Raw genomic sequence first — 25,982 nt, forward strand, 5'->3', positions numbered from 1 at the left:
CTGGTTCCGTCACCGAACGAGGTCAAGCACCGGAGGGGGCCGGGCGACATACCCGTTGGTACGCTCAACCGCTCCTTCCCTCAATGACGTTGGGAGGCACGATGCGCACCCGAACGAGACGGCTCGTCGTCACGGCCGTCGCATTACTCACCGCCACTACGGCACTGCCCGCCGCCACGGCCCAGAGCGGTCCCGCAGAGGCATCGAAGACATCACAGGTGTCACAGCGACATCCCTCCCACGGCCCGCTGTCCGCCGTGATCCGCTATACCGAGTACGGCATCCCGCACATCGTCGCGAAGGACTACGAGAACCTCGGCTTCGGCAGCGGCTGGGCACAGGCCGCCGACCAGGTGTGCGTGCTCGCGGACGGTTTCGTGACCCTGCGCGGCGACCGCTCGCGCTGGTTCGGGCCCGAAGCCTCGACGGACTTCTCGCTCTCCGACGCCTCCGACAACCTCTCCAGCGATCTCTACTTCCGTGGAGTGCGGGACAACCGCACGGTCGAGGGGCTGCTCGCCCAGCCGGCGCCGCAGGGCCCGAGCCGGTCCGTCAAGGACCTGATGAACGGCTGGGCGGCGGGTTACAACGCCTGGCTGCAGCAGAACCGGGTCAAGGACCCGGCCTGTGCGGGCGCCGGCTGGGTCCGGCCCGTCACCGGTCTCGACGTGGCCACGCGTGCGTACGCCCTCGCGGTGCTCGGCGGACAGGGCGGCTTCGTGGACGCGATCACCGCCGCACAGCCTCCGACGGCCTCCACCACGTCCGGCGGGTCGGGCGCGTCGAGCACATCCACGAAGTCGGCTCTTCCTGACGCCTCTGCCGCCGCCAGGGGCGCGCGCGAGCTGTTCCACATATCCGACATGGGCTCCAACGCCGTGGCGTTCAACGGCAGTACGACGGCGAACGGCCGTGGCCTGCTGCTGGGCAACCCGCACTATCCGTGGCAGGGCGGACGCCGGTTCTGGCAGTCCCAGCAGACCATCCCGGGTGAACTGAACGTGGCGGGCGGGTCGTTGCTCGGCGCACCGACGATCTCCATCGGATACAACGCGAACGTGGCGTGGAGTCACACCGTGTCCACCGGTGTGCCGCTCAGCCTGCACCAGCTGAAGCTGGACCCCGCCGACCCGACGACGTACCTGGTCGACGGAAGGGCGGAGCGGATGACCCGCCGGTCGGTGACCGTCCCGGTGAAGGACGGCGCGCCGGTGACCCGCACCCAGTGGTGGACCCGCTACGGCCCCGTCGTCCTCTCCCCCGGCGGTGACCTCCCCCTGCCCTGGACCACGACGACGGCGTATGCGCTGAACGACCCGAACTCGGCGAACCTGCGCTTCTACGACACCTCGCTCGGTTTCAGCAAGGCACGCGGTACCGCCGATGTCCTCAGCTCCCTCGACAGGCACCAGGGCATTCCCTGGGTGAACACGGTCGCCGCCGACTCCTCGGGGCACTCCCTGTTCTCCCAGTCGCAGGTGCTCCCCCGGATCACCAACGAGCTGGCGGCGGCCTGTTCGACGCCGCTCGGCAGGGTGCTCTATCCGGCGGCGGGCGTGGCGGTCCTCGACGGCTCACGCGCCGACTGTGCCATCGGCGACGATCCGGACGCCGTGGCGCCCGGGATATTCGGGCCCGCGCGGATGCCGACACTGAAGGACACGCCGTACGTCGAGAATTCCAACGACAGCGCGTGGCTGACCAACCTGGACAAGCCGATCACCGGTTACGAGCGGATCTTCGGTCCGGTGCGCACGGCCGTCTCGCCGCGTACCCGGGGTGCCGTCGCCGATGTGGCGGCGCTGGCGGCGAAGGGCGGGCTGACGGTCGCCGACCTCCAGCGGCAGCAGTTCGCGAACCGTTCGACGTCGGGCGCGCTGGCCGCGGCCGACGCGGCCCGGGCATGCGCGGCGCTGCCGGGCGGTACGGCAACGGGCAGTGCCGGTACGCCGGTTGACGTCACTCAGGCGTGCGGGGTGCTGGCGTCCTGGGACCGCACCATGAACAGTGACAGCCGGGGCGCGCTGCTCTTCGACCGGTTCTGGCGCAAGCTGCGCGGCGCGGTGCCGTCCGCACAGCTCTGGAAGGTGCCGTTCTCGGCGACGGATCCGGTCGGCACGCCCAACACGCTCAACACCGACGCGCCGGGCTTCACCAGGGCCCTCGCCGACGCGGTGACGGAGCTGCGCGCGGCGGGCATCCCGCTGAACGCCCGGCTCGGGGACCACCAGTACGTCGTACGGAAGGGTCAGCGGCTGCCTGTCGGGGGTGGCACCGAGTCCCTGGGCGTGTGGAACAAGATCGAGCCCGTGTGGGACACGGCGAACGGCGGTTACCGGGACAACGCGTTCGGGTCCAGCCACATCCAGGCGGTGGGCTGGGACGGCAGCCGCTGCCCGGTCGCCCGCACGCTGCTGACGTACTCCCAGTCGTCGAATCCGAACTCGCCGCACTTCGCGGACCAGACGCGGCTGTTCTCGGCCGAGAAGTGGGTCCGGGCGAGGTTCTGCGAGAAGGACATCCTGTCGTCGCCGGCGCTGCGGGTGGTCCGGGTGCACGGCTGAGGGACGTACAGCGGATCCGGTGTGGTCCCGTCCCCCTCCCGTCGCCGGGGCGGCGACGGGACCACACTCTGCCTTCGCGCGGGGCCGCTCACACGGGCCGTGTGCGGCCCTCCCAGTACGGGTCGCGCAGCCGCCGCTTGTACAGCTTGCCGTTGGGGTCGCGTGGCATGTGCTCGATGAAGTCGACGCTCTTGGGCCGCTTGTACCCGGCGAGTCGGCGGGCGCAGTGGGCGAGGATCTCGGCGGCCAGGTCGGGCCCCGGTTCATGTCCGGGTGCCGCCTCCACGACCGCCTTGACCTCCTCGCCCCAGTCGTCGTGCGGGATACCGAAGGCCGCGGCGTCGGCGACGGCGGGATGACCGAGCAGGGCGGCCTCGATCTCGGCTGGGTAGATGTTGACCCCGCCCGAGATGATCATGTCGATCTTGCGGTCGCGGAGGAAGAGGTAGCCGTCCTCGTCCAGGAGGCCCAGGTCGCCGACGGTGAAGAAGTCGCCGATACGGTTCTTGAGCGTCTTGCCCTCGTCCTTGTGATAGGCGAAGCCGCCGGTGCTCATCTTCATGTAGACGGTGCCGAGTTCGCCCGGCGGGAGCCGGTTGCCGTCGTCGTCGAAGATCGCGAGTTCGCTGATCGGCCAGGCCTTGCCGACCGTGCCGGGTTTCTTCAGCCAGTCCTCGGCGGTCGCGAACGCCCCGCCGCCCTCGCTGGCCGCGTAGTACTCCTCCACGCACTCGCCCCACCAGTCGATCATGGCCCGCTTCACATGGTCGGGGCAGGGTGCGGCGCCGTGGATGGCGTGCCGCATGGACGACACGTCGTACGCCCGCCGCACCCGCTCGGGCAACGCAAGGAGCCGGTGGAACTGGGTCGGGACCATGTGGGTGTGCGTGCACTTGTGGGCGTCGATGACGCGGAGCATCTCCTCCGGTGTCCACTTGTCCATCAGCACCAGACGGTGCCCGATGTGCAGGGACGCGCCCGCGAACTGGAGTACGGCCGTGTGGTAGAGCGGCGAGCAGACCAGGTGGACGTTCCCGCCGAACGGCTTGATGCCGAAGATGCCGAGGAATCCGCCGAGGTACGCCTCCTCGGGGGGCTTGCCCTGCAACGGGCGGCGGATACCGCGCGGGCGTCCGGTGGTGCCGGAGGTGTAGTTCATGACCCAGCCGAGGGTGCGGTCCTCGGGCGCCGACCCGGGCTGTCCGTCCAGGAGTTGGCTGTACGGCCGGAAGCCGTCGACCTCGCCGACCGCGTACCGCTGTTCCGCCGGGAGCTGTGCCTCGTCGGCGGCGGCGCGTGCCGCCTCGGCGAACCGCTCGTGCGCGATGAGTACCTTGGCACCGGAGTCGGCGACGATCCAGGCGATCTCGGGCCCGACGAGGTGGTGGTTGACGGGGACGAGGTAGAACCCGGCCTGGGAGGCGGCCAGATACGCCACGAGGAACTCGACACCGTTGGGCAGGACCACGGCGAAGGCGTCACCGCGTTCGAGTCCGGCGGCGCTCAGCCCGTGGACCAGTTGGTTGGTGGCGGCGTGCAGCCGTCCGGCGGTCCACTGCTCACCGTCGGGGGCGATGAGGACCGTGCGCTCCGGGTCGACGGTGGCCTGCGCCCAGAATCCGTTGGGGGTCTCGCCCACTGTCCCGCTGGCTGTCCTGCTCGCTGTCACGCTCACGACTGGTCGCTCCTTCCGTCGGCGTTTCGGCCCGCGATCCGGTTGACTCGGTTCACAGCCTGCTCGAAGCCGCTGGTCAGGTCGTCGAAGACGGCCTGGACGCTTCGCTCGCTGTTCATCCGGCCGACGATCTGACCGACCGGCGTGCCGAGGAGGGGCGCGACCTCGTACTTCTGGATGCGGGAGACGGCCTCGGCCACGAGCAGACCCTGCAAGGGCATGGGCAGAGTGCCGGGTCCGTCGGTGGAGTCCCAGGCGTCGGTCCAGTCGGTACGCAGCTGACGGGCCGGCTTCCCGGTCAGGGCGCGGGAGCGGACGGTGTCGCCGGAGCCCGCCGCGAGCAGCTTCTGTGTCAGCGCGGTGGAGTGCATGTCGGCCTCGGTGGTGGTCAGCCAGAGGGAGCCGAGCCAGACTCCCTGGGCACCGAGAGCGAGCGCGGCGGCCACCTGCCGTCCGCTGCCGATACCGCCGGCGGCGAGCACCGGCAACGGGTCGACCGCGTCGACCACCTCCGGGGTCAGCACCATGGAGGCGATCTCACCGGTGTGGCCGCCCGCCTCGTAGCCCTGCGCGACGACGATGTCGATACCGCCCTCGGCATGCTTCTGGGCGTGCCGGGCGCTGCCCGCGAGGGCCGCGACGAGCACACCCTGGTCGTGCGCGCGGGCCACGACATCGGCGGGCGGCGAGCCCAGGGCGTTCGCCAGCAGTTTGATGGGGTAGTCGAAGGCCACGTCGAGCTGGTTGCGGGCGACCTGCTCCATCCACCCGGTGATACGCCACCCCGAGGCCTCACCCTCGGCCAGTTCCGGCACACCGTACTTGGCCAGGGTGTCCCGGACGAACTGGCGGTGCCCCTCGGGGATCATCGCCTCGACCTCTGCCTCGGTGACCCCTTCGACCTTGCGGGCCGGCATGACGACGTCCAGCCCGTACGGCCGGCCCTCGACATGTGCCTCGATCCAGTCCAGGTCGCGCTTGAGGTCGTCCGGCGCCGTGTAGCGGACCGCTCCGAGCACCCCGAAACCCCCGGCCCGGCTGATGGCCGCGGCGACGGCGGGGAACGGCGTGAAGCCGAAGACGGCGTGCTCGATTCCCAGTTTCTTGCTCAGCTCCGTCTGCATGGCCGCAGGATGCCGCAGTCCTCCGGACGAGGGAAGAGTTTTTCTGATACACCGTCAGATTCTTGGCCATCGGGCCGGGCGCGGCTGGGGCAGGCGAACGCCTCGCCGCTGGTCAGCCCCGTCAGCCCTGCCGACCGGGGGGGAGCCTCGCAGCCCCTCAGTCCCCACCAGCCCCCTCCAGTCCCCTCAGTCCCGTCAGTTCTCGCCCGTCTCCAGTACGGCCATGGCCGCGTTGTGCCCCGGCACCCCGCTCACCCCGCCCCCGCGCACCGCGCCCGCCCCGCACAGCAGGACGTTCGCGTGCCGGGTCTCCACGCCCCAGCGTCCACCGTCCTCCTGGGCGTACGGCCAGGTCAGGTCGCGGTGGAAGATGTTGCCGCCGGGCAGGCGCAGGTCGCGTTCCAGGTCGAGGGGGGTTTTCGCCTCGATGCAGGGGCGTCCCTCCGCATCCGTGGCCAGACAGTCCGCGAGGGGTTCGGCGAGGTGGGCGTCGAGCTGGGCGAGGGTCGATTTCAGCAGCTCGTCCCGTACGGCGTCGTTGTCACGGGCGAACAGCCGTGCGGGGGTGTGCAGGCCGAACAGGGTCAGCGTCTGGTAGCCCCGCTCGACGAGGTCCGGGCCGAGGATCGTCGGGTCGGTGAGCGAGTGGCAGTAGATCTCGGACGGTGGCGCGGCGGGCAGTTCACCGGCGGTCGCCTGGGCGTGGGCGGCGGCCAGTTGCTCGTATCCCTCGGCGATGTGGAAGGTTCCGGCGAACGCCGCGCGCGGGTCGACGGACGTGTCCTTGAGCCTGGGCAGCCGGGTGAGCAGCATGTTCACCTTGAGCTGGGCGCCTTCGGCGGGGCTCGGCGGGGCGTCGCCCGTGAGGGCGGCCAGTTCCTGCGGCGAGGCGTTGACCAGAACGTGCCGGGCGCCGACCGTGCTCTCGCCGTCGGCCGTCCGGTACGTCACCTCGGCGGTGCGGCCGTCCGTGTCCACCCGTACGACCTCGTGGCCGGTGGCGAGCACGGCGCCCGCGGTGCGAGCGGCGCCGGCGAGTGCGTCGGTCAGGGCGCCCATGCCGCCCACGGGCACGTCCCAGGCTCCGGTGCCGCCGCCGATGACGTGGTAGAGGAAGCAGCGGTTCTGTCGCAGGGAAGGATCGTGCGCGTCGGCGAAGGTGCCGATCAGAGCGTCCGTCAGGACGACACCGCGTACGAGGTCGTCGGCGAAGTTCGTCTCGACGGCCGCCCCGATCGGCTCCTCGAAGAGGGTGCGCCAGGCGTCCTCGTCGTCGACGCGGCGGCGGAGCTCGTCGCGGGTGGGCAGGGGCTCGGTGAGGGTGGGGAACACTTTTTCGGCGACGCGCCCGGTCATGCCGTAGAAACGCTGCCAGGACTTGTACTCCCGTTCCCCTCCGGTGAGACGGGCGAAGGCCTCGCGGGTACGGCGTTCGCCGCCGCCGACGAGCAGTCCGGTGGGCCGGCCGTCCCGTTCCACGGGGGTGTACGAGGAGACGGTGCGCCCGCGCACCCGGAAGTCCAGGCCGAGATCGCGCACGATCTTCCGGGGCAGCAGGCTGACCAGGTAGGAGTAGCGCGACAGCCGGGCGTCGACCCCGGCGAACGGCCGGGTCGACACGGCGGCACCGCCGGTACCGGACAGCCGTTCCAGGACCAGCACGGTCTTCCCGGCGCGGGCCAGGTAGGCGGCGGCGACGAGACCGTTGTGCCCGCCACCGACGATCACCGCGTCGTATCGGTCGCGGCGGTCGGATCGGCCGGTGCGGTCGGTTCGCTCGGTTCGATCGGTTCGGCTGGTTCGGCTGGTTCGGTCGGGGTGCTCGGGTGCGGGCATGGTTCTTCGTAACACGTGATGATCCACCCCGGCCAGACCTGTACGGCCGAGGAGCCGCAGGAGCCGCAGGAGCCGTCGGCCCCGTCAGATCGTGGGTCGTCGTCCGCTTTCAAGCGCGACGACGAGGCCACCGGGGCCCGGAGCAGGGTCGCGCCGGACGGCCTGCTCCCCGTCCGAGGCGCCGCGCTGGTGCTCGGCGGTGCGGGCTCTTTGCGAGCGCCGCCCGGATCTCCGTCCCGCGAGGCCTGGGGCGGCCCGGCCGCGTCCAACGGCGGAGCTTCGCTCGCGGGCTCCCTGCGCTCGGCATCGCTGAAGCAAGGCCCCCTGATCGCTTGCCGGCCGGCATGCGGCGCCGCCGCTTCCTCCCTACCGGCCGGCCGGGCCTTACGACCTGTCGTCGCGTTCCCGCCTGTCCCGCAACGCCTGGGACGCGCTTGCCCCAGAGGTGCGACCGTGCCGGCGACAGGCTAGTGGCCCGACGCCCGTTGCTGTCGCAGTGCCGCCACCCTCCTGTACAGCTCGACGGCCTCGGGGCCCCGGCCGAGTTGTTCCAGGCAGTGGGCCTCGTCGTTGCGGCTGGCCAGGGTGTCGGGGTGGTCGGCGCCGAGGACCTGTTCGCGGGCGGCGGCGACCCGCCGGTACTCGGTCAGGGCGTCGGGCCAGCGGCCGAGCCAGCCCAGGCCGACAGCCACCTCTCGGCGGCTGACCAGCGTGTCCGGGTGGTCGGCGCCCAGGATCCGTTCACGGATCGCGCACACGTCCCGTGACTCCGCGAGCGCCTCCTCCCAGCGGTCGAGGCGGCCGAGGTTGACGCCCAGACCGTGCCGGGCGCGCAGGGTCTCGGGGTGCGCGGGGCCGTTGACGCGGGTGCGGTCGTCGACCAGGTCGCGGTACAGCTTGAGGGCCTCCGCGCTGCGGCCGAGCCGACCGAGGCTGATGCCGACCTCGTAGCGGGCGGCGAGCGTGTCGGGGTGATCGGGGCCGAGCGCCTCGGCGCGGGCTGCCGCGACCTCCTGGTACGTCCGCAGGGCCTCGGGCCAACGTCCCAACTGGCCGAGCGCGTAAGCGACTTCGTACCGCGTGACCAGTGTGTCGGGATGCGCGGCGCCGAGCACCCCGGCGCGCGCCGTCGCCACCTCGCAGGCCATGCGGTACGAGTCCTCCAGGCGCCCCAGACGGCTCAGGTTGAACGCGAGGTTGTGGCGGCAGCGCAGGGTGTCCGGGTGGTCGGGGCCCATGGTGCGCTCCCGGGTGGACAGGACGTTCGTGTAGGTCTGATGGGCCTCGAAATGACGGCCCAACTGCCCCAGGACGTACGCCATTTCCTGCCGGGTGGCCAATGTGTCGGGGTGGTCGGCGCCGAGTACCCGTTCCCGTTCGCGGGCCACATGGGTGTACTCGCGCAGGGCGTCGGCGGCGCGGCCGGTGCGGCTGAGGGTGAAGCCGACCTCGTAACGGCTGGCGAGGGTCTCGGGATGGGCGGGTCCGAGGATGTGCTCGCGCTCGGCGGCGACCGCGCGGTGCACCTCGCCGGCCTCGGCCCAGCGGCCGAGGCGCCCCAGACTCAGGCCGGCGTTGTGCCGCCCGGCCAGCGCGTTGAGCGTCTGGGGCGACGGAGCGGGCGGCGACTGCGGTACGGGTTCCTCGGGGCGGCCCCCGACCGGGCGGGCGATCCAGTCGCCGGTGAGCCCCGCCGACGGGTCCGGCGGTGGGGTGCTTTTGCGGGCGCCGGTCGCCTTGTGGCCGCTGGTCATGCCCCGGGTCCAGGAAGGCAGCCGGGGTTCGCGGGTGGCGGGCTCGGTGGACCGGAACTGGGGTTGCGGGGTGACGACGGTCGGCACGTACAGCGGGGTGGCCCGGCCGGCGCTGATCCGGCGGGCCAACTCCCGCGCGTCACTGGGGCGTTCCTCTGGACGCTTGGCGAGAAGAGCCAGGATGACCCGCTCCAGGAACTCGGGCACCTCCGAACGGTGGCTGCGCGGCGGCTCGGGCGGGGTGTCACGGTGTCCGACGAGCACCGCCCAGGCGTCGTCGAGGTCGAACGGCGGTACGCCGGTGGCCAGTTCGTACAACACACAGCCGAAGGAGTACAGGTCGCTGCGGTGGTCGACCTCGCCGCCGCTGATCTGCTCCGGCGACATGTAGTGCGGGGTGCCCATCGCGATGCCGGTGCCGGTGAGCCGGGAGGTGAAGCCGATGTCATGGCCGAGTCGCGCTATGCCGAAGTCGCAGATCTTCACCGTACCGTCGGTCAACCGCATGATGTTCGCGGGCTTCAAGTCACGGTGGACGATGCCCTGTTGGTGGGTGTAGGCGAGGGCGGCGGCAACCTGGTCGGCGATGTCGACGACGTCCGGGACGGGCAGCGGATGATGCTTGTTGTCCTCCAGGAGCTGGCTCAGATTGCGTCCCTCCAGCAACTCCATGACGAGGTACAGCACCCCGTCGGACTCGCCGAAGTCGTGCACGACGGTCACCCCGCGGTGCTGCAGTGCGGCGGCCACCCGCGCCTCGCGCCGGAACCGTTCCCGCAGGACACGGGTGAAGGAGTGGTCGTGGTGGGGTCCGAGCGGCTTCAGGCACTTCACGGCGACCTGCCGCCCCAGCGACTCGTCGCGAGCACGCCACACCTCTCCCATGCCGCCGCGCCCGATCAGATCGATCAGCCGGTACCGACTCTGGATCAGTCTGGTGTCCGCCATGTCCCGCTGCCGCTCCCGGTCCTGTTCGCCCTCCCCTGGCCCGTCCAGTATGGCGAGCTATCGTCCGAGTTTGTACGGCGCGGGGCGCGAGCCGGGGCCGAGCCGTGACATGGCCCGCAGAATGTGTTTGGGCGGGAGTTGCCAGCGAAGACGTGCGGGAACGCAGCGCAACACGGTGCCCGTGGCACGCAACTGCCGGGTGACGGTGGCCGGTTCGGCCGCGGCTCGGCCGTACAGCTCATGGGCGTACGGCGGCAGAGAGGCGTACGCCAGCTGCGCCACGCGCCGCCACAGCACCTCACGCGCCGGGACGAGCAGCGGATGGGTGGGCGGACGCCGCAGGAAGTCGTCCACCTCGCGTGCCTCAACCCCGACTGCCAGTTCGGGGCGGATCTTCTCGAAGTACGCGCGCATCTCGTCCTGGTTCGACGGTACGGCGTGGGGGTCGAGGCCCACCAGGCGGGCGCTGACCAGGTGCTCGCGGATGTACCGGTCGGCATGGGTGTCGGCGATCGGGTATCCGGAGCGGCGCAGGACGTGCAGGTAGGAGTCGATCTCGGCGCAGTGCACCCACAGCAGCAGTCCGGGTTCGTCGACGCCGTACCGCTCTCCCGTGTCCGGGTCGACGGCTGACAGCATGCGGTGGATCTTCCGCACCCGGGCGCCCGCCTTCTCGGCCACATCCTTTGTTCCGTAGGTGGTCGTGCCGACGAAGCCCGCGATGCGCATCAACCGGCCCCAGGCCTCCTGACGGAAGTCAGAGTTCTGCAAGACCCCGCGCACCGCGCGCGGATGCAGCGCCTGAAAGTACAGGGCTCGGATGCCGGCGACCCACATCATGGGGTCGGCGTGCAACTGCCAGGTGACGGACCGGGGGCCGAACAGTCCCGGATCGCCTGTGTGTGTCCCGCCCATTCGCCGCCTCCTTCGGTCGCGACGTCACCTCGGTCTTTCCCGGGGCATCTCCGGGTCATGCCCGCGTCGAGGGCCGCGATGGCAGCAGTGGGAAATACAGGGGATGACATGCGCGCAGCCGTGACCCACCGAAGGTCTCAGTGCACATATTCTGGTTCGAAATTTCGATTCTATTTCGGAACGTAGACGGTACGGATAATAGAGAGAACCTCCTGCGTGTCAACACTGTTCGGCCGGTCAGCGGAAACGATCAGTAGGCCATATCGCTGCCCTGACAGCGAAATATTTCGGCAACGATAGCGATATTTGCGAGGGGTATTGACGGGATGTGTCGGCCTCCTATCATCCTGCCAACGAGTTCGATCGACGGCACGGCGCAACCCCCCCACCCGACCGTACGAGGAGAACCATGAACCCGCTGAAAGTGCTCGGTCGCCGCCGAGCCTCGGTGTTACCCCTGCTGGCCGTGGCCGCCCTGGTGTCGCCAGGGGCCGCGACCGCCGCCCCCGACGACGTCCGTGCGTCCACGCTGGGCGCCCAGGCCGCCCAGTCGGGGCGGTACTTCGGGACCGCCGTGGCCGCCGGAAGACTCGGTGACAGCACGTACTCCACCCTCCTGGACCGCGAGTTCAACTCGGTCACAGCCGAGAACGAGATGAAGTGGGACACCACCGAGCGCTCACGCGGATCGTTCAACTTCGGCCCGGGCGATCAGATCGCCAACCGCGCGGCGGCCCGAGGGCAGCGCTTGCGCGGCCACACCCTGGTGTGGCACCAGCAACTGCCCGGCTGGGTCAGCTCCATCAGGGACGCGAACACCCTGCGGGGTGTCATGAACAACCACATCACCACGGTGATGAACCACTACAAGGGCCGCGTGCACTCCTGGGACGTGGTCAACGAGGCCTTCGCCGACGGCGGCAGTGGCCAGCACCGCTCCTCGGTGTTCCAGAACCTGCTGGGCGACGGCTTCATCGAGCAGGCCTTCCGCACCGCTCGGACGGCCGACCCCGCCGCCAAGCTCTGCTACAACGACTACAACATCGAGAACTGGAACGACGCCAAGACGCAGGGCGTCTACCGCATGGTGCGCGACTTCAAGGCGCGCGGCGTGCCCATCGACTGCGTCGGCCTGCAGTCCCACTTCGGGGCCGGCGGCCCGCCGTCGAACTTCCAGACGACGCTGTCGAGTTTCGCGGCGCTCGGCGTCGACGTACAGATCACCGAACTCGACATCGCGCAGGCACCGACGACGGCCTACGCGAACACGGTGCGGGCCTGTATGAACGTGCCTCGCTGCACCGGCATCACCGTCTGGGGCATCCGGGACAGCGACTCCTGGCGCAGTGGCGAGAACCCCCTGCTGTTCGACCGCAACGGCAACAAGAAGGCGGCTTTCCAGTCGACCCTGACCGCTCTGGGCGGCAGCGCGGCGGCACAGCGGGCGGACACCCGTTCGGCCGGGTCCGCCGCCGCGCTCCCCTCCACCTACCGGTGGAACTCGAGCGGATCGCTGATCGGGCCGAAGTCGGACGCGACCCACCAGATCGCCGGGATCAAGGACCCGTCGGTCGTCTACTACAACGGCAAGTACCACGTGTTCGCCAGCACCGCGAACGCCTCCGGGTACAACCTGGTGTACCTGAACTTCACCGACTGGTCCCAGGCCGGTTCGGCCACACACCACTATCTCGACCGCAGCGCCATCGGCACCGGGTACCGGGCCGCGCCGCAGGTGTTCTACAACGCCCCGCAGCGTCTGTGGTACCTCGTCTACCAGACCGGCAACGCCTCGTACTCCACCAACTCCGACATCAGCAACCCCAACGGGTGGAGTGCCCCGCGCAACTTCTACTCGTCGATGCCCGACATCATCCGGCAGAACATCGGCAACGGTTACTGGGTCGACATGTGGGTGATCTGCGACAGCGCCAACTGCTACCTGTTCTCCTCCGACGACAACGGGCACCTGTACCGTTCCCAGACGACCGTCGGCCAGTTCCCGAACGGCTTCACCAACACCGTCATCGCCGCGCAGGACTCCAAGTACGCCCTGTTCGAAGCGAGCAACGTGTACAAGGTGCAGGGCAGCAACCAGTACCTCCTCCTCGTCGAGGCCATCGCCTCGGACGGCCGGCGCTACTTCCGCTCCTGGACCGCGAGCAGTCTCGCCGGATCCTGGACCCCGCTGGCGGCCTCGGAGAGCAACCCGTTCGCCAAGTCGGGCAACGTGACGTTCCCCGGCGGCACTTGGACCCGCGACATCAGTCACGGCGAGATGATCCGCGCGGGCTACGACCAGACGCTCACCATCCCGGCCTGCAGGCTGCAGTACCTGTACCAGGGCAAGGACCCCAACGCGGGCGGTGACTACAACAGTCTGCCGTGGCGGCTGGGTCTCCTCACCCAGACCAACTCGACCTGCTGACACCGGCGGCAGACGAGCAACCGCGGGAGCGCGAACGGTGCGCTCCCGCGGTTCCCCGCAATTGCCTGCGGTTGCGGGTACAAGCCCTTGCGGAGGATGTCCCGCTCGGTGGCGAGCTTGCGCTCACTTGCATCGAGTTCTGCCACCCGGGCCTCCAACTGCCGCACCCGCTCGTCCGGATCAGCGGACAGCACCGCCTCTCGAGGCTGGGCGCCCGGCTTCGCAGCCGCGGCGGTGATGCCACGGCGTTCGCGGTCCCGCAGCACCCACTCACGCAGGGTCGCCCGGTTGATGCCCAGGTCAGCAGCGATGCTCTTGTAGATCGCCGCCTGGTGTGGACTCGTACAGGGCCACTGCATCGGCCTTGAACTCGTCCGAGTAGTCCTCCTAGAATCCGCGATCACAGCACCTCAGCGCCGCACCCTCGGCATCCCCAGTCCGATCCACGAGATGATCTCCCGCTGGATCTCGTTGTTGCCGCCCCCGAAGGTGAAGATCACCGCGGAGCGGTAGCCGCGTTCCAGTTCGCCGTGGAGGATCTCGCCGGCCGAGCCCTCCTTCAGGGTGCCCGGGGCGGCGACGATCTCCAGGAGCCAGGCGTAGGCCTCGCGGCGGGCCTCGGAACCGTACACCTTGACCGCGGAGGCGTCCTGCGGGGTCAGGGTGCCCTCCTGGACGGCGTTCACCATCTGCCAGTTGAGGAGTTTCATCGCGTCGAGCCTGGTGTGGATCTGGGCCAGGCGCCTGCGGACCCACGGCAGGTCGACGACGCGGCGGCCGTCGGCGAGTTTGGTCTCCATCGCCCAGCGCTGCACGTCGTGCAGGGAGCGGATGGCCATCGTGCCGTGTGCCGCGAGGGTGACGCGCTCGTGGTTGAGCTGGTTGGTGATCAGCCGCCAGCCCTGGTTCTCCTCGCCGACGCGGTGGGCGACGGGGACCCGGACGTTCTCGTAGTAGCTGGCGGTGGTGTCGTGCGAGGCGAGCGTGCGGATGAGGGTGCAGGAGTAGCCGGGATCGGTGGTCGGCATGAGCAGCATGGTGATGCCCTTGTGCGGCGGGGCGTCCGGATCAGTGCGCACGGCGAGCCATACCCAGTCGGCCGTGTCGCCGTTCGTCGTCCAGATCTTCTGCCCGTTGACCACGTAGGAGTCGCCGTCCCGAACCGCCCGCGTCTTCAGGGCGGCCAGGTCGGTGCCCGCCTCGGGCTCGCTGTAGCCGATCGCGAAGTCGATCTCGCCGGAGAGGATCCTGGGCAGGAAGTACGCCTTCTGTTCGTCGCTGCCGTACCGCATGATCGTCGGGCCGACGGTGTTGAGGGCCATGAGCGGCAGTGGCACGCCCGCCTGGGCGGCCTCGTCGAAGAAGATGAACTGTTCCATCGGGGTCAGCCCGCGCCCCCCGTACTCCTGCGGCCAGCCGACGCCGAGCCAGCGGTCGGCGCCGAGGCGGCGAATGGTCTCGCGGTAGAAGCGCTTCTGGGCAGCCGGGTCGCTGAACCGCGAGTAGGCCCGGTCCGGCACCAACTCGGCGAAGTAGGCGCGCAGTTCGGTGCGCAGCTGCTGCTGCTCGGGCGTGTATTCGAGATGCACGGCGCCTCCTGCTGGCTACCCAAGGCCGGACCTGTCGGCGCACACGGTAGAACGTGTTCCAGAAATTGGGAATGGCGGTGCGCGTACGGGTACCGGTACGGGTGCGGACACGCCAAAGGGGCCCCGGATGTCCGAGGCCCCCTTGAGGCGGAGTGGCGAACCGGTCAGTGCGCCACCGGTGTCGCCTTCGGCTCGGTGCCGCTCGCTCCGCCGGCCGTCACCGTCCTCGGAGTGAGCAGCCGTTCCGCCATCAGCCCGAAGACCAGGCCGAACGCGGTCCACATCGTCGCCTGGATGCCGAGGGTGGCCACCCGGTACCGCCACAGCAGGCTCGCGGAGAAACCTTCCGGTACCTCGTTGGTGAACGACGGCAGGAACGCGTAGGCGAGTCCGACGGCCAGGACGAAGAACCCGCTCGCGGCAAGGGTCGCGTTCCAGTTGCCCAGGCGCGGCGCGAGGCGTTTGCCCAGGATGACCGCACCGACGGCCAGCAGCACGCTCAGCGCGACCATCAGGAAGAACAGCGCGGTCCGCTGGTTGAGGGTGTCGGGGTCGCCGACGGCGGGCGGGTTGGCCGGGTACTTGAGGAACGGCACGACGTACACGGCGAGCAGGCCGGCCCCCGCCAGGAGCAGCGCCGTCGCGCGCGGGCTGAAGCGCCCGATCCGGCCGAGCGCGAAGCAGTACGCGAGGGCCGCGATACCGCCGAACGCGACGCCGTACACGAGGACGCCGGTCCCCAGGCCCACCGTGGACTGCAACGCACGGGAGACGAGGGCCTGTTCGGCGTGCCCGTGGTGAGCCTCGTGCATCTCCTCGAACGCGATCGCGTCGTCGACGAGCGGCTCGGCGAGGAAGTACGCGACGGTCCAGACGAGCACACCGGCGACCAGGCCCGCGAGCATGCCGCGGACCAGGAGGTTTCTGACGGTTGTGGAGTTCATGAGCTCGTACGTTTCCCTGTCCTCGTCAGTGGCAGGGGAAGCCGAGCAGGTGACGGGCGTCGTGCACCCATTCGTGCACGCCCTCGCCGGAGATCAGGGAGGTGGCGCCCTGTTCGGCGCCGACGAAGTAGAGCAGCACCAGCATCAGCACGCCGAAGAAGACCGCCCAGGGGGCGATCGCGCCGATCGGCAGCTTCTCGGGTACGGCGGTGGGAGCAGCGGTCGGCTGCACTGCGGACTGTGCCATGACAGGACCTCCTGTGGGAACTCGCGTCCCGTATCGGTGGTGCAGAGGACGACAGTCACGGGTCTGACTTGCCCCCGGGCCGCACCAGGCGGGTGCGTACGGGGCTTACAGTGGCGCGACCGTGCCGGATTCCCACCGGCTTCCGTCGAACCGTCGTCAATATCGACGAGAACGTACCGCGAAGCGGGGGCGCGGCCAAGGGCGCGTGGGATCGCGAACAGTGCGCGATGCACCGTACGACACCTCAAGTTCCGTACATGACAACGACATTGGGGCAGAATGAGCGCGGGAGCGACCGGATGACGAGCCGAGTGATGTTGATCTCACCGGCGATCAGCGCGGCCCTGCGGGAGGCCCGTTTCGACGACGACTGCCCTCTGGACGCGTCGGGTCTGCGGCTGGCCCGGGCGGCGGCGGGGACGCTCCCGCCGGTCTCCCGGGTCTGGGTCTCCCCCACCGCACGCTGCCGTGAGACCGCGCTGGCGCTCGGCCTCGACAGCGGTTCACCGGAGGGGCCCGGCGGCCTGGACGTGGGTCGCTGGCGCGGCGCGAGTCTCAACGAGGTGACGGAGAAGGAACCGGAGGCGCTGGCCCAGTGGCTGACGGACCCGCAGTCGGCCCCGCACGGCGGCGAGTCGGTGCACGCGCTGTGCGACCGGGTCCTGCGCTGGCTCGACGGCTCGGCGGCGCAGGTCACGGGCCGGTCGGTCGCGGTCGTCGAGCCGGAGATCGTACGAGCCGCGACGGTACGGGCACTGGGAGCGCCCGAGTCGGCGTTCTGGCGGATCGACGTTCCACCGCTGACGGCAACGGAGTTGAGCGGCCGGGCCGGGCGCTGGAACGTGCGGGTGGGGTGGCGGCTCGGGGCGCCGGACGACGAGTAGACGAGTAGGGGACGACGGGTGGAGGGCTACCCGCTTCCGGCGCGCCCGGAATCCGGCGCGTTCAGCGTCCAGGCGAAGTCCGCACATGCCTGTGCGCACTCCCGGCACGCCTTCGCCGCGTCCTCGCCGCCGGGGTAGTCGTCGAAGATCTGCGCGGCCTCCAGGCAGACCGTGCCGCACCACTCCAGCTGCACGCGGAGGGAGGCCTCGTCCAGGTCCGACTGTTCCGAGAGCAGTCGGCACGTCGCGTCGCACACCTCCGCGCAAAGGATGCCCTTGCGCCGCGCGAGGGCCTCGGGGGCGGGCCCGTCCGGGTCGGCGAGGCTCGCGCGCAGGGCGCACGCCCGCGCACACTCGGTGCACGCCTGGGCGCAGACGAAACGGTCCTCAAGGAATCGGAAGAGCTCCTGTTGCGAAGTAGTAGGGGTCACATCGGTCGGGTTGCCTCGGCTCGGCCCGCCAAACCTCCGCCTCAGCTGTCGTAGTCGACCGTGAGCGTCTCCGAGACGGGGAACGTCTGGCAGGTCAGGACGTAGCCGGCGGCGACCTCGGCGGGTTCGAGGGCGTAGTTTCGGCGCATGTCCGCCTCTCCCGAGGTGACCAGCGCCCGGCAGGTGCCACAGACGCCGCCCTTGCAGGCGAACGGCAGGTCCGGGCGGGTCCGGGCGGCGCCGTCCAGGACGGTCGCCTCCCGGGACAGGGCGGTCGTGGTGGAACGGCCGTCGAGGGTGATCGTGACCCGGCTCACCGGGCCCTTCACCACCTCGTCCGTGTGCTGGACCTGGCGGAGCGGCTGGTCGTCGGCGTAGAAGAGCTCCTGGTGGACACGGTCCACGGGGACGCCCAGCTCCGTCAGCAGCTCCTGGGCGTCGCGGACCATGCCGTGCGGTCCGCACAGCCACCAGTGGTCGGTGCCCGGGACGTCGACGAGACCGGCGAGCAGCGCGGCGAGCCGTTCGGCGTCCAGGCGCCCCGACAGCAGGTCGGCCTCGCGCGGCTCGCGCGACAGTACGTGCCCCAGCTGGAAGCGCGTACGGTACAGATCCTTCAGGTCCGCCAGTTCGTCGGCGAACATCACGGTGTCCGTACGCCGGTTGCCGTACAGGAGGGTGACCTGTGAGCGGTCGTCGGCGGCCAGGACGGACTCGGCGATCGACATCATCGGGGTGATCCCGGAACCGGCGGCGATCAGGACGTGGCGGCCGGGTGCCGTCAGGTCGGGGGTGAAGGCGCCCGTCGGTGTCATCACGTCGAGCACGTCACCCGGGCGTACGCCGTCGACCAGCCAGGACGAGAACAGCCCTCCGGGCACCATCCGTACGCCGATGCGGGGCTGTTCGCCGACGGGGGCGCAGATCGAGTACGACCGCCGCTCCTCGCGCCCCTCGAACTCCCGGCGCAGGGTGAGCGACTGGCCCGGCGTGAAGGCGTACTCGACGGCCAGGTCCGACGGCACCTCGAAGGCGACCGTGACGGCGTCCCCGCACAACCGTCGTACCTCGGCGACCTTCAGGGCGTGGAAGACCGGGCGGCGCCGCACCGCGGGCAGGGCGGTGGTCGGCGGGACGGTCGGGGAGATGGGCGCGGCCATCAGATCTCCTTGACGTACTCGAACGGCTCGCGGCATGCGCGACAGCGCCACAGGGCCTTGCAGGACGTGGCGGCGAAACGGGAGGTCTCCTCGGTGTCCGCCGAGCCGCACCGGGGACAGGGCACGGTGCGCCGGGTGGGCAGCAGGGAGAGGGAGACCGGGCCGCGTGGGGCGGGGCCGGGAGGGGCGATGCCGTGCTCGGCGAGCTTGCGGCGGCCCGCCGAGGTGATCCAGTCACTGGTCCACGGGGGATCGAGAACCGTACGGATCCGCACGCGCGCGTACCCCGCGGCACGCAGCCGGACGGCGACGGCGGCACGCATCTCCGCCATCGCCGGGCAGCCCGAGTAGGTCGGGGTCAGACTCGCCACCACTGTCCCGTCCCCGGTCACCTCCACGTCCCGCAGGACGCCGAGGTCGGCCAGGGTCAGCATGGGCAGCTCGGGGTCCGGCACCCGCTCGGCGATGACACGGGCGCGCCGGACGTCGTCGATCCCGGTCACAGTCCCGGCTTCGGTACCGCTCGTGGTCACCATGTCGCCTCCGGGTGGGCGCGGGCCACGCTCTGCAACTCGGCGAGCAGCGGCGCGAGATGCTCGGTGTGCTCTCCCTCGCGGCCGGCGCCACGCGCCGGTGAGACGGCCGGCATGGGCAGCCCGGCGGCCGCGGTGACCTGCCGCAGCACCTCGACGACCTCGCCCTGGACGTCGTACGCGGTGAACAACTCGCCGAGATACGGGGCGACTTCGTCCAGGGCAGTGCGCATCCGACGGTGGGACTCGTCGGTGCCGTCGCCCAGGCGGACGGCCCATTCGGCCGCGTACTGCCGGTGGTACGTCAGCTCCTTGACGGCCTTCGCGGCGATCGCGGCGAGCACCGGGTCGCGGTGCGCGGCGAGCCGTTCGAGATGGGCGAGCCGCCAGCTGGACAGCACCAGCAGCCGCGTGATCGAGAACGCGAAGTCCCCGATGGGCAGTTCGGCGAGGCGTACGTTGCGGAAGTCCGAGGGGTCCCGGAAGTAGGCGTACGCGTCCTCGTCGCGCCCGGTGCCGTCGACCTGGCCGGCGCGCGCGTACAGCAGCCGGGCCTGGCCGAGGAGGTCGAGGCCGATGTTGGCGAGGGCGACCTCCTCCTCCAGCTCGGGGGCGCGGGTGCACCACTGGGCCAGCCGTTGGGCCGACACCAGTGCGTCGTCGGCGAGTTCGACACAGGTCGCGGCCAGCTCGCCGGCGTCGACACCGTCCGGCAGGGTGGTGTCGACGCCGTACAGGGGGTCCTCGAACCCGGTGCCGAAGGCCCAGCGGGCGTCGCTGCCGTCGTCGTGGCCCTCGGCGAGGGAGAGATAGACGTGGTCGTCATGATCGTCGTGGTGGTCGTGGTGGTCCACGGCGTCCTCGGTGTCGCTCATTTCCGTGCTCCTCCCCTCTGCTAGATGTGCGGGACGTCGTCGGGGATGTCGTAGAAGGTCGGGTGGCGGTAGACCTTGTCGGCACTGGGGGCGAAGAAGGGATCCTTCTCGTCGCGCGAGGAGGCCGCTATGTGCTCGGAGCGCACCACCCAGATGCTCACGCCTTCGTTGCGCCGTGTGTACAGGTCGCGCGCGTGGGTGAGTGCCATCCGGTCGTCGGCCGCGTGCAGCGAGCCGACGTGTACGTGGTTCAGCCCGCGCTTGCCGCGCACGAACACCTCGTAGAGGGGCCACTCGGCCGACAGGTTGTCGCTGCTGCTCATGCCGCTGTCTCCTTCGCGGCCCGCGCGCGCTGCTTGGCGGCGTGGGCGGTGGCTGCCTCGCGCACCCAGGCACCTTCTTCGTGGGCGGTGCGACGCCGGGCGATCCGTTCGGTGTTGCGGGGGCCGTCGCCCTTGATGACGCGCATCAGTTCGTCCCAGTCGGGGGTGCCGAAGTCGTGGTGTCCGCGCTCGTCGTTCCAGCGCAGCTCCGGGTCGGGCAGGGTCACGCCGAGCTTTTCCGCCTGGGGGACGGTCATGTCGACGAAGCGCTGACGCAGTTCGTCGTTGGTGTGCCGCTTGATCTTCCAGGCCATGGACTGCGCGGAGTTGGGCGAGTTGTCGTCGGGCGGGCCGAACATCATCAGCGAGGGCCACCACCAGCGGTCGACGGCGTCCTGGACCATGGCGCGCTGTTCCTCCGTACCGCGCATCATCGTCATCAGCAGCTCGTAGCCCTGCCGCTGATGGAAGGACTCCTCCTTGCAGACGCGGACCATCGCGCGCGCGTACGGCCCGTACGAGCTGCGGCACAGGGGCACCTGGTTGCAGATCGCCGCGCCGTCCACGAACCAGCCGATCACGCCGACGTCGGCGAAGCTGAGCGTCGGGTAGTTGAAGATCGACGAGTACTTCTGGCGGCCCTCGATGAGCCGCTCGGTGAGGTCCGCGCGGTCGGCGCCGAGTGTCTCGGCGGCCGAGTACAGGTACAGCCCGTGTCCGGCCTCGTCCTGGACCTTCGCGAAGAGGATCGCCTTGCGGCGCAGCGAGGGCGCGCGCGTGATCCACTCGCCCTCCGGCTGCATGCCGATGATCTCCGAGTGCGCGTGCTGGGCGATCTGCCGGACCAGCGTCTTCCGGTAGCCCTCGGGCATCCAGTCGCGCGGCTCGATCCGGTGGTCCCGCGCGATCGTCGCCTCGAAGTGCTTCTCGAGCAGTGCGTCGCCGTCCGACCCGGCACCGTCCGTGTCCGAGGCGGCGGTGTGTGTCGTCGTCATCGATACCCACTCCCCAACCGACCATTCGTTCGGGAACCAGTGTGACGACTTTTCCCCGCCCGCACAACCCTTGTCTTTTCGACGCCGGCTCAGGGCCGGGACCCACCCGTCAGTGGGATTCCCGGCTCACCTCCGAGCCGCTGGAGCCGATGAGGAAGTCCAGGTCGGCGCCCGTGTCGGCCTGCTGGACGTGGTCGACGTACAGGCGTTCCCAGCCGCGCCTGGGGTTGGCGAAGCCGGTGACGGTGGCCTGGTTCGGGGTCCTGCGGGCGAGTTCCTCGGCGGTTACGTCGACGTCGAGGCGCCGGGCCGCCACGTCCAGGTCGATGACGTCGCCGGTGCGGACGAGGGCGAGGGGGCCGCCTGCCGCCGCCTCCGGGGCCACGTGCAGGACGACGGTGCCGTAGGCGGTGCCGCTCATCCGGCCGTCGCAGACCCGGACCATGTCACGGACGCCATGTTCCAGCAGCTTCTTCGGCAGCGGCATGTTGGACACCTCGGGCATGCCCGGGTAGCCCTTGGGGCCACAGCCGCGCAGGACGAGCACGGAGTCGGCGTCCACGTCGAGGTCGGGGTCGTCGATGCGGGCGTGGAAGTCCTCGATCGAGTCGAAGACGACGGCCCGGCCCCGGTGGCGCAGCAGATGCGGGGAGGCCGCCGCCGGCTTGACGAGCGCTCCGTCCGGGGCGAGATTGCCGCGCAGCACCGCGATACCGCCCTCGGCGACCAGCGGCTTCGCGCGCGTGCGGATGACCTCCGGGTCCCAGATCGGCGCGTCGCCGAGATGGTCCACCAGCGGCTCGCCGGTGACGGTGAGCGCGTCGGGATCGAGCAGGTCGCGCACCTCCCGCAGTACGGCGGACAGGCCTCCGGCGCGGTGGAAGTCCTCCATGAGGAAGCGGCCGGCGGGCTGGAGGTCCACCAGGACGGGGACGCGGGAGCCGATCCGGTCGAAGTCGTCGAGCGTGAGGGGGACGCCCAGGCGTCCGGCGATCGCCAGGAGGTGCACGACGGCGTTGGTCGAGCCGCCGATGGCGGCCAGGGCGACGATCGCGTTGTGGAAGGACGCCTCGGTCAGGAAGGTGGCGGGGCGGCGGTCGGCGGCGACCATGTCCACCGCCAGTCTGCCGGTGCCGTGGGCGGCCTCCAGCAGGCGGCTGTCGGGCGCCGGAGTACCGGCCACCCCCGGCACGATCATGCCCAGGGCCTCGGCGACCAGGGCCATCGTCGAGGCGGTGCCCATGGTGTTGCAGTGCCCGCGGCTGCGGATCATCGCCGACTCGGAGCGGGTGAACTGCTCCGAGGAGAGCGTGCCGGCCCGCACCTCCTCCGACAGCCGCCACACGTCGGTGCCGCAGCCCAGCGGCGTCCCCCGGAAGGTCCCGGTCAGCATCGGCCCGCCGGGCACGACCACCGCGGGAAGGTCCACCGAGGCGGCGGCCATGAGGAGCGACGGAATGGTCTTGTCGCAGCCGCCGAGGAGCACGACTCCGTCGATCGGGTTGGCCCGGAGCATCTCCTCCGTGGCCATCGCCGCCATGTTCCGCCAGAGCATGGCGGTGGGCCGTACCTGTGTCTCGCCGAGCGACACCACGGGCAGGTCCAGGGGGATGCCCCCGGCCTCGTACACGCCGTTGCGGACCGAGGCCGCGACCTCGTTCAGATGCGCGTTGCAGGGGGTCAGGTCCGAGGCGGTGTTGGCGATGGCGATCTGGGGCCGGCCGGTGAAGGCGTCGTCCGGTGCGCCCCGGCGCATCCACGCCCGGTGGATGTAGGCGTTGCGCCCCTGCCCCTCGTACCACTGCGCGCTGCGAAGTGTCACCGGTAACCCTTTCCAACAATCGGTACGGTGGTCTATTCTTCGGAACCTCATGGAGCATAGACAGATGGACGACGGCGCGTCAGCCCCCGTGAGCGAGGAAGCCGCCGGAGGCGACGGTGACGGGGCACGTCTCGTGGGGTCGGACCGGGTGCTCGCCGTCCTCAAGGAACTGGCTCGCTATCCGGACGGCGTGGGCCTCGAGGAGCTGACCCGGGTGATCGGCAGCCCCAAACCGACCGTGCACCGGGCGCTGGTTTCGCTGCGCCGGGCCGGGCTGGCCGACCAGGGCGTCCGGGGTCGCTATGTCCTCGGCGACGAGTTCCTGCGGATGGCCTTCGCCCACCACGAGGAACGCCCCGAGCACGTCCGGGTACGTCCCGTACTGGAGGTGCTGGCCGACCGGTTCGGCGAGACGGCGCACTACGCGGTCCTCGACGGCCACGAGGTCGTCTACCGCGCCAAGGTCGACCCGCCGACCGGCGCCGTCCGCCTGACGTCGACGGTGGGCGGCCGGAACCCCGCCCACGCCACCGGCGTCGGAAAGGCCCTGCTCGCCCAGGAATTGGCCACCACGGCCGAGGTCGAGACGTGGATCGGCGAGACGCCCCTGGCCTCCCGCACACCCCGGACCCTGTGCACGGCCGACGACCTGTACCGCGATCTCCGGATCGTCCGCGAGCGGGGTTACGCGGTGGACGACCAGGAGAACGAGCCGGGCGTCAACTGCCTTGCCGTGGCCGTGTACGCGACCTCTCCGACGACTCCCTCCGGCGCCGTGAGCGTCAGTGCCCTCACCTACCGCACGCCGCTGCAGACCCTGGTCGAGGCGGTCGCCGAGATCCGGGAACTGCTCGGCCCGCTGGCAGAGCCGCACCGATGACGAGCGGCCAGCACCCCCTCACCCCCACCCTCCCGCCGGCCGAACCGGAGACCGAACCCGTGCACCTCTTCCTCGTCCTGGAACCCGGTCGCCGCCCCGGCAGCCGTCGCCCGTACCTGCTCGGTCCTCGGTGAGCGCCCGCCGCGCCATGCGTGCGTTCGTTCTCACGGCGCCCGGGAAGTACGAGGTCCAGGAGGTCCTCGCTCCCGTGGCCGCACCGGGTGAGGTCGTCGTCGACGTCGAGCGGGTCGGCGTGTGCGGTACCGACATGGAGTTCCACACCGGCGCGATGGCCTATCTCCACCAGGGGCACTCCGCCTACCCGATGCGGCTCGGCCACGAGTGGTCGGGGCGTGTGGCAGAGGTCGGTGACGGTGTCGACGGCGCGTGGATCGGCCGCCGGGTGATGGGCGACACGATGCTCGGCTGCGGTGTCTGCCGCCGCTGCCGACGGGGTCGTCAGCATGTGTGCGAGCAGCGGCAGGAGGTCGGCATCCGCGGGGACCGGGCCGGCGCCCTCGCCGAGCAACTCACGGTTCCCGCTTCCTCGTTGCACGCCCTGCCCGACTCCGTCGACGCGACCCTGGGCGCACTGGTCGAGCCCGGCGGCAACGCCCTGCGCGCCGCCCGGGCCGCCGAACTTGGGCCCGGTGACCGGGCGCTGGTCCTGGGGCCGGGCACGATCGGGCTCCTGGTCGCGATGTTCGCCCGGGCCGCCGGGGCGGAGGTCCACCTGATGGGGACGACCGACGGTTCGCTCGCCTTCGCCCGCGACCTGGGTTTCGAGCATGTCTGGCGGGAGAATTCCCTCCCAGATCTGCCGTACGACGCTGTCGTGGACGCCTCCAACGCGGCCCATCTGCCGGATCTGGCCCTGGAGTTGGTCGAACCGGCGGGCCACGTCGTCTACATCGGTCTGGCCGGCGAGCCCAGCCGGATCGACACTCGCACCGCCGTCCTCAAGGATGTCACCGCGGTCGGCGTCCTGTCCGCGTCGCCCGGCCTCGACGCCACCATCCGGGCGTACGCGGAGGGTTCGGTCGATCCGCGGCCGCTCGTCGCCGCGACGGTGGGGCTGGACGACGTCGGAGCCGTCCTCGCGGGTGAGCGCCCGGCGGGCGCGGGTCCTGGTCCCAAGTTCCATGTGGACCCACGCCTGGGCTGAGGCGGTGGTGAGGCGCCGCCGACGGTTCAGGGGGCGGTGATGCCGTCGATGACATGACGGAGGAAGCCGGCTGCAGTGCCGCCGTCGCAGACGCGGTGGTCGAAGGTCAGCGACAGTTGGACGACCTCGCGCACCTCCACTCGTCCGTTCACCGCCCAGGGGCGTTCGACGAGGCGGCCGATGCCGAGCATGGCCGTCTGGGGGTGGTTGAGGAGCGGGGTGGCACCGTCGACGCCCAGCACACCGTAGTTGTTGAGGGTGAATGTGCCGCCGGTGCGGTGTTCGGCGGGGAGCGCGCCTCGGCGGGCCAGGTCGGTGAGGCGGCGCAGTTCGGTGGCGAGGTGGTCCAAGGGCAACCGGTCGGCGTCCCGCACGACGGGGACGACGAGCCCCTCGTCGGTCTGCGCGGCGAAGCCCAGGTGCACCTGCGGCAGCCGGACGATCTCCGAACGTGCCTCGTCCACCCGGGCGTTCAGCGCGGGAAAGGCGGCGAGTCCGGCGAGAGCGGCCCTGGCCAGCAACGGCAGCAGACCCGTGCCAGACCTTTCACGGGCGGCGAGCAGGGCGGTCGCGTCGGCGTCCGCCCAGATGGTGACGGCAGGTGTGTCCCGGTGCGCGCGGACGAACTTCTCGGCGACCACGCCCAAGGGTAGGCGGAGCCCGGGCGGCCGGACGACCGACGTCGCCGGCGCGCTCGCGGCACCCGGCGCGCTCAACTCACCCCGCACACCCGACACGTCAGATGTGCTCGGCGCACCTGGCGCACTCGGCACATCCAGCGCGCTGTCAGTATCCCGGTGGGCGCGGACGAACTCCTCGGCGACCGCGTCCGACGGGAGGCTACCCCCGGGCTGCCGGACGACCGACGTCGTCGGCGCGCTCGCGGCACC

At 70.7% G+C, this 25,982-nt stretch carries 22 protein-coding genes and 1 riboswitch; of the genes, 6 read left to right on the top strand and 16 right to left on the bottom strand.

Annotation, left to right across the window (positions count from 1 at the left end; all coding sequences use genetic code 11):
- The first annotated feature begins 101 nt into the window (after window positions 1–101).
- Complete coding sequence (locus tag PV396_RS09975; RefSeq protein WP_319202683.1) at window positions 102–2,564, top strand: penicillin acylase family protein; 2,463 nt, start codon at window positions 102–104, stop codon at window positions 2,562–2,564.
- Between the two features lie 88 nt (window positions 2,565–2,652).
- Here the strand turns inward: PV396_RS09975 and PV396_RS09980 are convergent, their stop codons facing one another.
- From PV396_RS09980 to PV396_RS10000, 5 genes are all read right to left on the bottom strand, one after another.
- Window positions 2,653–4,203 carry an acyl-CoA synthetase gene (locus tag PV396_RS09980; RefSeq protein WP_319204038.1) on the bottom strand — a complete coding sequence of 517 codons (1,551 nt, stop codon included), beginning with the start codon at window positions 4,201–4,203 and terminating at the stop codon, window positions 2,653–2,655.
- Between the two features lie 32 nt (window positions 4,204–4,235).
- Window positions 4,236–5,363 carry a nitronate monooxygenase family protein gene (locus PV396_RS09985; protein ID WP_319202685.1) on the bottom strand — a complete coding sequence of 376 codons (1,128 nt, stop codon included), beginning with the start codon at window positions 5,361–5,363 and terminating at the stop codon, window positions 4,236–4,238.
- A 195-nt stretch (window positions 5,364–5,558) separates the two neighbouring features.
- Complete coding sequence (locus PV396_RS09990; protein WP_416071370.1) at window positions 5,559–7,199, bottom strand: phytoene desaturase family protein; 1,641 nt, start codon at window positions 7,197–7,199, stop codon at window positions 5,559–5,561.
- 467 nt (window positions 7,200–7,666) lie between these two features.
- Window positions 7,667–9,901 carry a serine/threonine-protein kinase gene (locus PV396_RS09995; protein ID WP_319202687.1) on the bottom strand — a complete coding sequence of 745 codons (2,235 nt, stop codon included), beginning with the start codon at window positions 9,899–9,901 and terminating at the stop codon, window positions 7,667–7,669.
- Window positions 9,902–9,958: 57 nt separating this feature from the next.
- The gene (locus PV396_RS10000; protein ID WP_319202689.1) at window positions 9,959–10,816 is read right to left on the bottom strand and encodes an oxygenase MpaB family protein; all 858 of its coding nucleotides are present in this window, start codon (window positions 10,814–10,816) and stop codon (window positions 9,959–9,961) included.
- Between the two features lie 409 nt (window positions 10,817–11,225).
- Here PV396_RS10000 and PV396_RS10005 point away from each other — a divergent pair, with 409 nt between their 5' ends.
- Entirely contained in the window at window positions 11,226–13,244 is a 2,019-nt protein-coding gene (locus PV396_RS10005) for a non-reducing end alpha-L-arabinofuranosidase family hydrolase (RefSeq protein ID WP_319202691.1), read from the top strand.
- 410 nt (window positions 13,245–13,654) lie between these two features.
- Here the strand turns inward: PV396_RS10005 and PV396_RS10010 are convergent, their stop codons facing one another.
- The 3 genes from PV396_RS10010 to PV396_RS10020 all read right to left on the bottom strand — a co-directional run bounded on the left by PV396_RS10010 (window position 13,655) and on the right by PV396_RS10020 (window position 16,024).
- Entirely contained in the window at window positions 13,655–14,833 is a 1,179-nt protein-coding gene (locus PV396_RS10010; RefSeq protein WP_319202693.1) for an acyl-CoA dehydrogenase family protein, read from the bottom strand.
- A gap of 164 nt (window positions 14,834–14,997) precedes the next feature.
- On the bottom strand, window positions 14,998–15,777 hold the full coding sequence (locus tag PV396_RS10015; protein WP_319202695.1) for a CbtA family protein: 780 nt from the start codon (window positions 15,775–15,777) through the stop codon (window positions 14,998–15,000).
- A gap of 25 nt (window positions 15,778–15,802) precedes the next feature.
- Entirely contained in the window at window positions 15,803–16,024 is a 222-nt protein-coding gene (locus tag PV396_RS10020; RefSeq protein ID WP_319202697.1) for a CbtB domain-containing protein, read from the bottom strand.
- A gap of 61 nt (window positions 16,025–16,085) precedes the next feature.
- A riboswitch (cobalamin riboswitch) is annotated at window positions 16,086–16,168 on the bottom strand.
- A 155-nt stretch (window positions 16,169–16,323) separates the two neighbouring features.
- Between PV396_RS10020 and PV396_RS10025 the strand changes: the two genes are divergently transcribed.
- The gene (locus PV396_RS10025; RefSeq protein ID WP_319202700.1) at window positions 16,324–16,908 is read left to right on the top strand and encodes a histidine phosphatase family protein; all 585 of its coding nucleotides are present in this window, start codon (window positions 16,324–16,326) and stop codon (window positions 16,906–16,908) included.
- 26 nt (window positions 16,909–16,934) lie between these two features.
- Here the strand turns inward: PV396_RS10025 and PV396_RS10030 are convergent, their stop codons facing one another.
- The 7 genes from PV396_RS10030 to PV396_RS10060 form a co-directional block, all read right to left on the bottom strand.
- On the bottom strand, window positions 16,935–17,339 hold the full coding sequence (locus tag PV396_RS10030) for a ferredoxin (RefSeq protein ID WP_319202702.1): 405 nt from the start codon (window positions 17,337–17,339) through the stop codon (window positions 16,935–16,937).
- A 41-nt stretch (window positions 17,340–17,380) separates the two neighbouring features.
- Window positions 17,381–18,499, bottom strand: coding sequence for a 1,2-phenylacetyl-CoA epoxidase subunit PaaE (gene paaE, locus PV396_RS10035; RefSeq protein WP_319202704.1), 1,119 nt, complete (start codon window positions 18,497–18,499; stop codon window positions 17,381–17,383).
- Entirely contained in the window at window positions 18,499–19,035 is a 537-nt protein-coding gene (gene paaD / locus PV396_RS10040) for a 1,2-phenylacetyl-CoA epoxidase subunit PaaD (RefSeq protein WP_319202706.1), read from the bottom strand. The genes paaE and paaD overlap by 1 nt, the downstream gene beginning before the upstream one ends.
- Window positions 19,029–19,907: a 1,2-phenylacetyl-CoA epoxidase subunit PaaC gene (gene paaC / locus PV396_RS10045; protein ID WP_319202708.1), complete on the bottom strand. Its 879-nt coding sequence runs from the start codon at window positions 19,905–19,907 to the stop codon at window positions 19,029–19,031. Before paaC ends, paaD begins: the two co-directional genes overlap by 7 nt.
- A gap of 20 nt (window positions 19,908–19,927) precedes the next feature.
- Window positions 19,928–20,230 (bottom strand): 1,2-phenylacetyl-CoA epoxidase subunit PaaB, encoded by a 303-nt coding sequence (gene paaB, locus PV396_RS10050; protein WP_319202710.1) that lies wholly within the window; start codon window positions 20,228–20,230, stop codon window positions 19,928–19,930.
- A complete protein-coding gene (gene paaA / locus PV396_RS10055; protein WP_319202712.1) occupies window positions 20,227–21,225 on the bottom strand; it encodes a 1,2-phenylacetyl-CoA epoxidase subunit PaaA in 999 nt (332 codons plus the stop codon). Before paaA ends, paaB begins: the two co-directional genes overlap by 4 nt.
- A gap of 109 nt (window positions 21,226–21,334) precedes the next feature.
- Complete coding sequence (locus PV396_RS10060; protein WP_319202714.1) at window positions 21,335–23,047, bottom strand: IlvD/Edd family dehydratase; 1,713 nt, start codon at window positions 23,045–23,047, stop codon at window positions 21,335–21,337.
- A 49-nt stretch (window positions 23,048–23,096) separates the two neighbouring features.
- On the opposite strand from PV396_RS10060, the gene PV396_RS10065 reads away from it, so the two are divergent.
- From PV396_RS10065 to PV396_RS10075, 3 genes are read left to right on the top strand one after another with little or no spacing between them, the layout of a single operon-like run.
- Complete coding sequence (locus PV396_RS10065) at window positions 23,097–23,927, top strand: IclR family transcriptional regulator (RefSeq protein WP_319202716.1); 831 nt, start codon at window positions 23,097–23,099, stop codon at window positions 23,925–23,927.
- The gene (locus PV396_RS10070) at window positions 23,924–24,061 is read left to right on the top strand and encodes a hypothetical protein (RefSeq protein ID WP_319202717.1); all 138 of its coding nucleotides are present in this window, start codon (window positions 23,924–23,926) and stop codon (window positions 24,059–24,061) included. The genes PV396_RS10065 and PV396_RS10070 overlap by 4 nt, the downstream gene beginning before the upstream one ends.
- A gap of 14 nt (window positions 24,062–24,075) precedes the next feature.
- Complete coding sequence (locus PV396_RS10075; protein WP_319202719.1) at window positions 24,076–25,092, top strand: zinc-dependent alcohol dehydrogenase; 1,017 nt, start codon at window positions 24,076–24,078, stop codon at window positions 25,090–25,092.
- Window positions 25,093–25,118: 26 nt separating this feature from the next.
- Here the strand turns inward: PV396_RS10075 and PV396_RS10080 are convergent.
- Window positions 25,119–25,982 (bottom strand): 2-oxo acid dehydrogenase subunit E2 (locus PV396_RS10080; protein ID WP_319202722.1); only part of this gene is annotated, 864 nt, incomplete at its 5' end.

This window comes from Streptomyces sp. ME02-8801-2C, from assembly GCF_033793965.1.
Classification (GTDB): domain Bacteria; phylum Actinomycetota; class Actinomycetes; order Streptomycetales; family Streptomycetaceae; genus Streptomyces.

Excerpts from the sequence above, each read along its gene's own strand:
- PV396_RS09975 (WP_319202683.1), top strand. The coding sequence starts at position 102 with ATGCGCACCCGAACGAGACGGCTCGTCGTCACGGCCGTCGCATTACTC.
- PV396_RS09985 (WP_319202685.1), bottom strand. The coding sequence starts at position 5,363 with ATGCAGACGGAGCTGAGCAAGAAACTGGGAATCGAGCACGCCGTCTTC.
- PV396_RS09990 (WP_416071370.1), bottom strand. The coding sequence starts at position 7,199 with ATGCCCGCACCCGAGCACCCCGACCGAACCAGCCGAACCAGCCGAACC.
- PV396_RS09995 (WP_319202687.1), bottom strand. The coding sequence starts at position 9,901 with ATGGCGGACACCAGACTGATCCAGAGTCGGTACCGGCTGATCGATCTG.
- PV396_RS10000 (WP_319202689.1), bottom strand. The coding sequence starts at position 10,816 with ATGGGCGGGACACACACAGGCGATCCGGGACTGTTCGGCCCCCGGTCC.
- PV396_RS10005 (WP_319202691.1), top strand. The coding sequence starts at position 11,226 with ATGAACCCGCTGAAAGTGCTCGGTCGCCGCCGAGCCTCGGTGTTACCC.
- PV396_RS10015 (WP_319202695.1), bottom strand. The coding sequence starts at position 15,777 with ATGAACTCCACAACCGTCAGAAACCTCCTGGTCCGCGGCATGCTCGCG.
- PV396_RS10020 (WP_319202697.1), bottom strand. The coding sequence starts at position 16,024 with ATGGCACAGTCCGCAGTGCAGCCGACCGCTGCTCCCACCGCCGTACCC.
- PV396_RS10025 (WP_319202700.1), top strand. The coding sequence starts at position 16,324 with ATGACGAGCCGAGTGATGTTGATCTCACCGGCGATCAGCGCGGCCCTG.
- paaE (WP_319202704.1), bottom strand. The coding sequence starts at position 18,499 with ATGGCCGCGCCCATCTCCCCGACCGTCCCGCCGACCACCGCCCTGCCC.
- paaD (WP_319202706.1), bottom strand. The coding sequence starts at position 19,035 with ATGGTGACCACGAGCGGTACCGAAGCCGGGACTGTGACCGGGATCGAC.
- paaC (WP_319202708.1), bottom strand. The coding sequence starts at position 19,907 with ATGAGCGACACCGAGGACGCCGTGGACCACCACGACCACCACGACGAT.
- paaB (WP_319202710.1), bottom strand. The coding sequence starts at position 20,230 with ATGAGCAGCAGCGACAACCTGTCGGCCGAGTGGCCCCTCTACGAGGTG.
- paaA (WP_319202712.1), bottom strand. The coding sequence starts at position 21,225 with ATGACGACGACACACACCGCCGCCTCGGACACGGACGGTGCCGGGTCG.
- PV396_RS10065 (WP_319202716.1), top strand. The coding sequence starts at position 23,097 with ATGGAGCATAGACAGATGGACGACGGCGCGTCAGCCCCCGTGAGCGAG.
- PV396_RS10070 (WP_319202717.1), top strand. The coding sequence starts at position 23,924 with ATGACGAGCGGCCAGCACCCCCTCACCCCCACCCTCCCGCCGGCCGAA.
- PV396_RS10075 (WP_319202719.1), top strand. The coding sequence starts at position 24,076 with ATGCGTGCGTTCGTTCTCACGGCGCCCGGGAAGTACGAGGTCCAGGAG.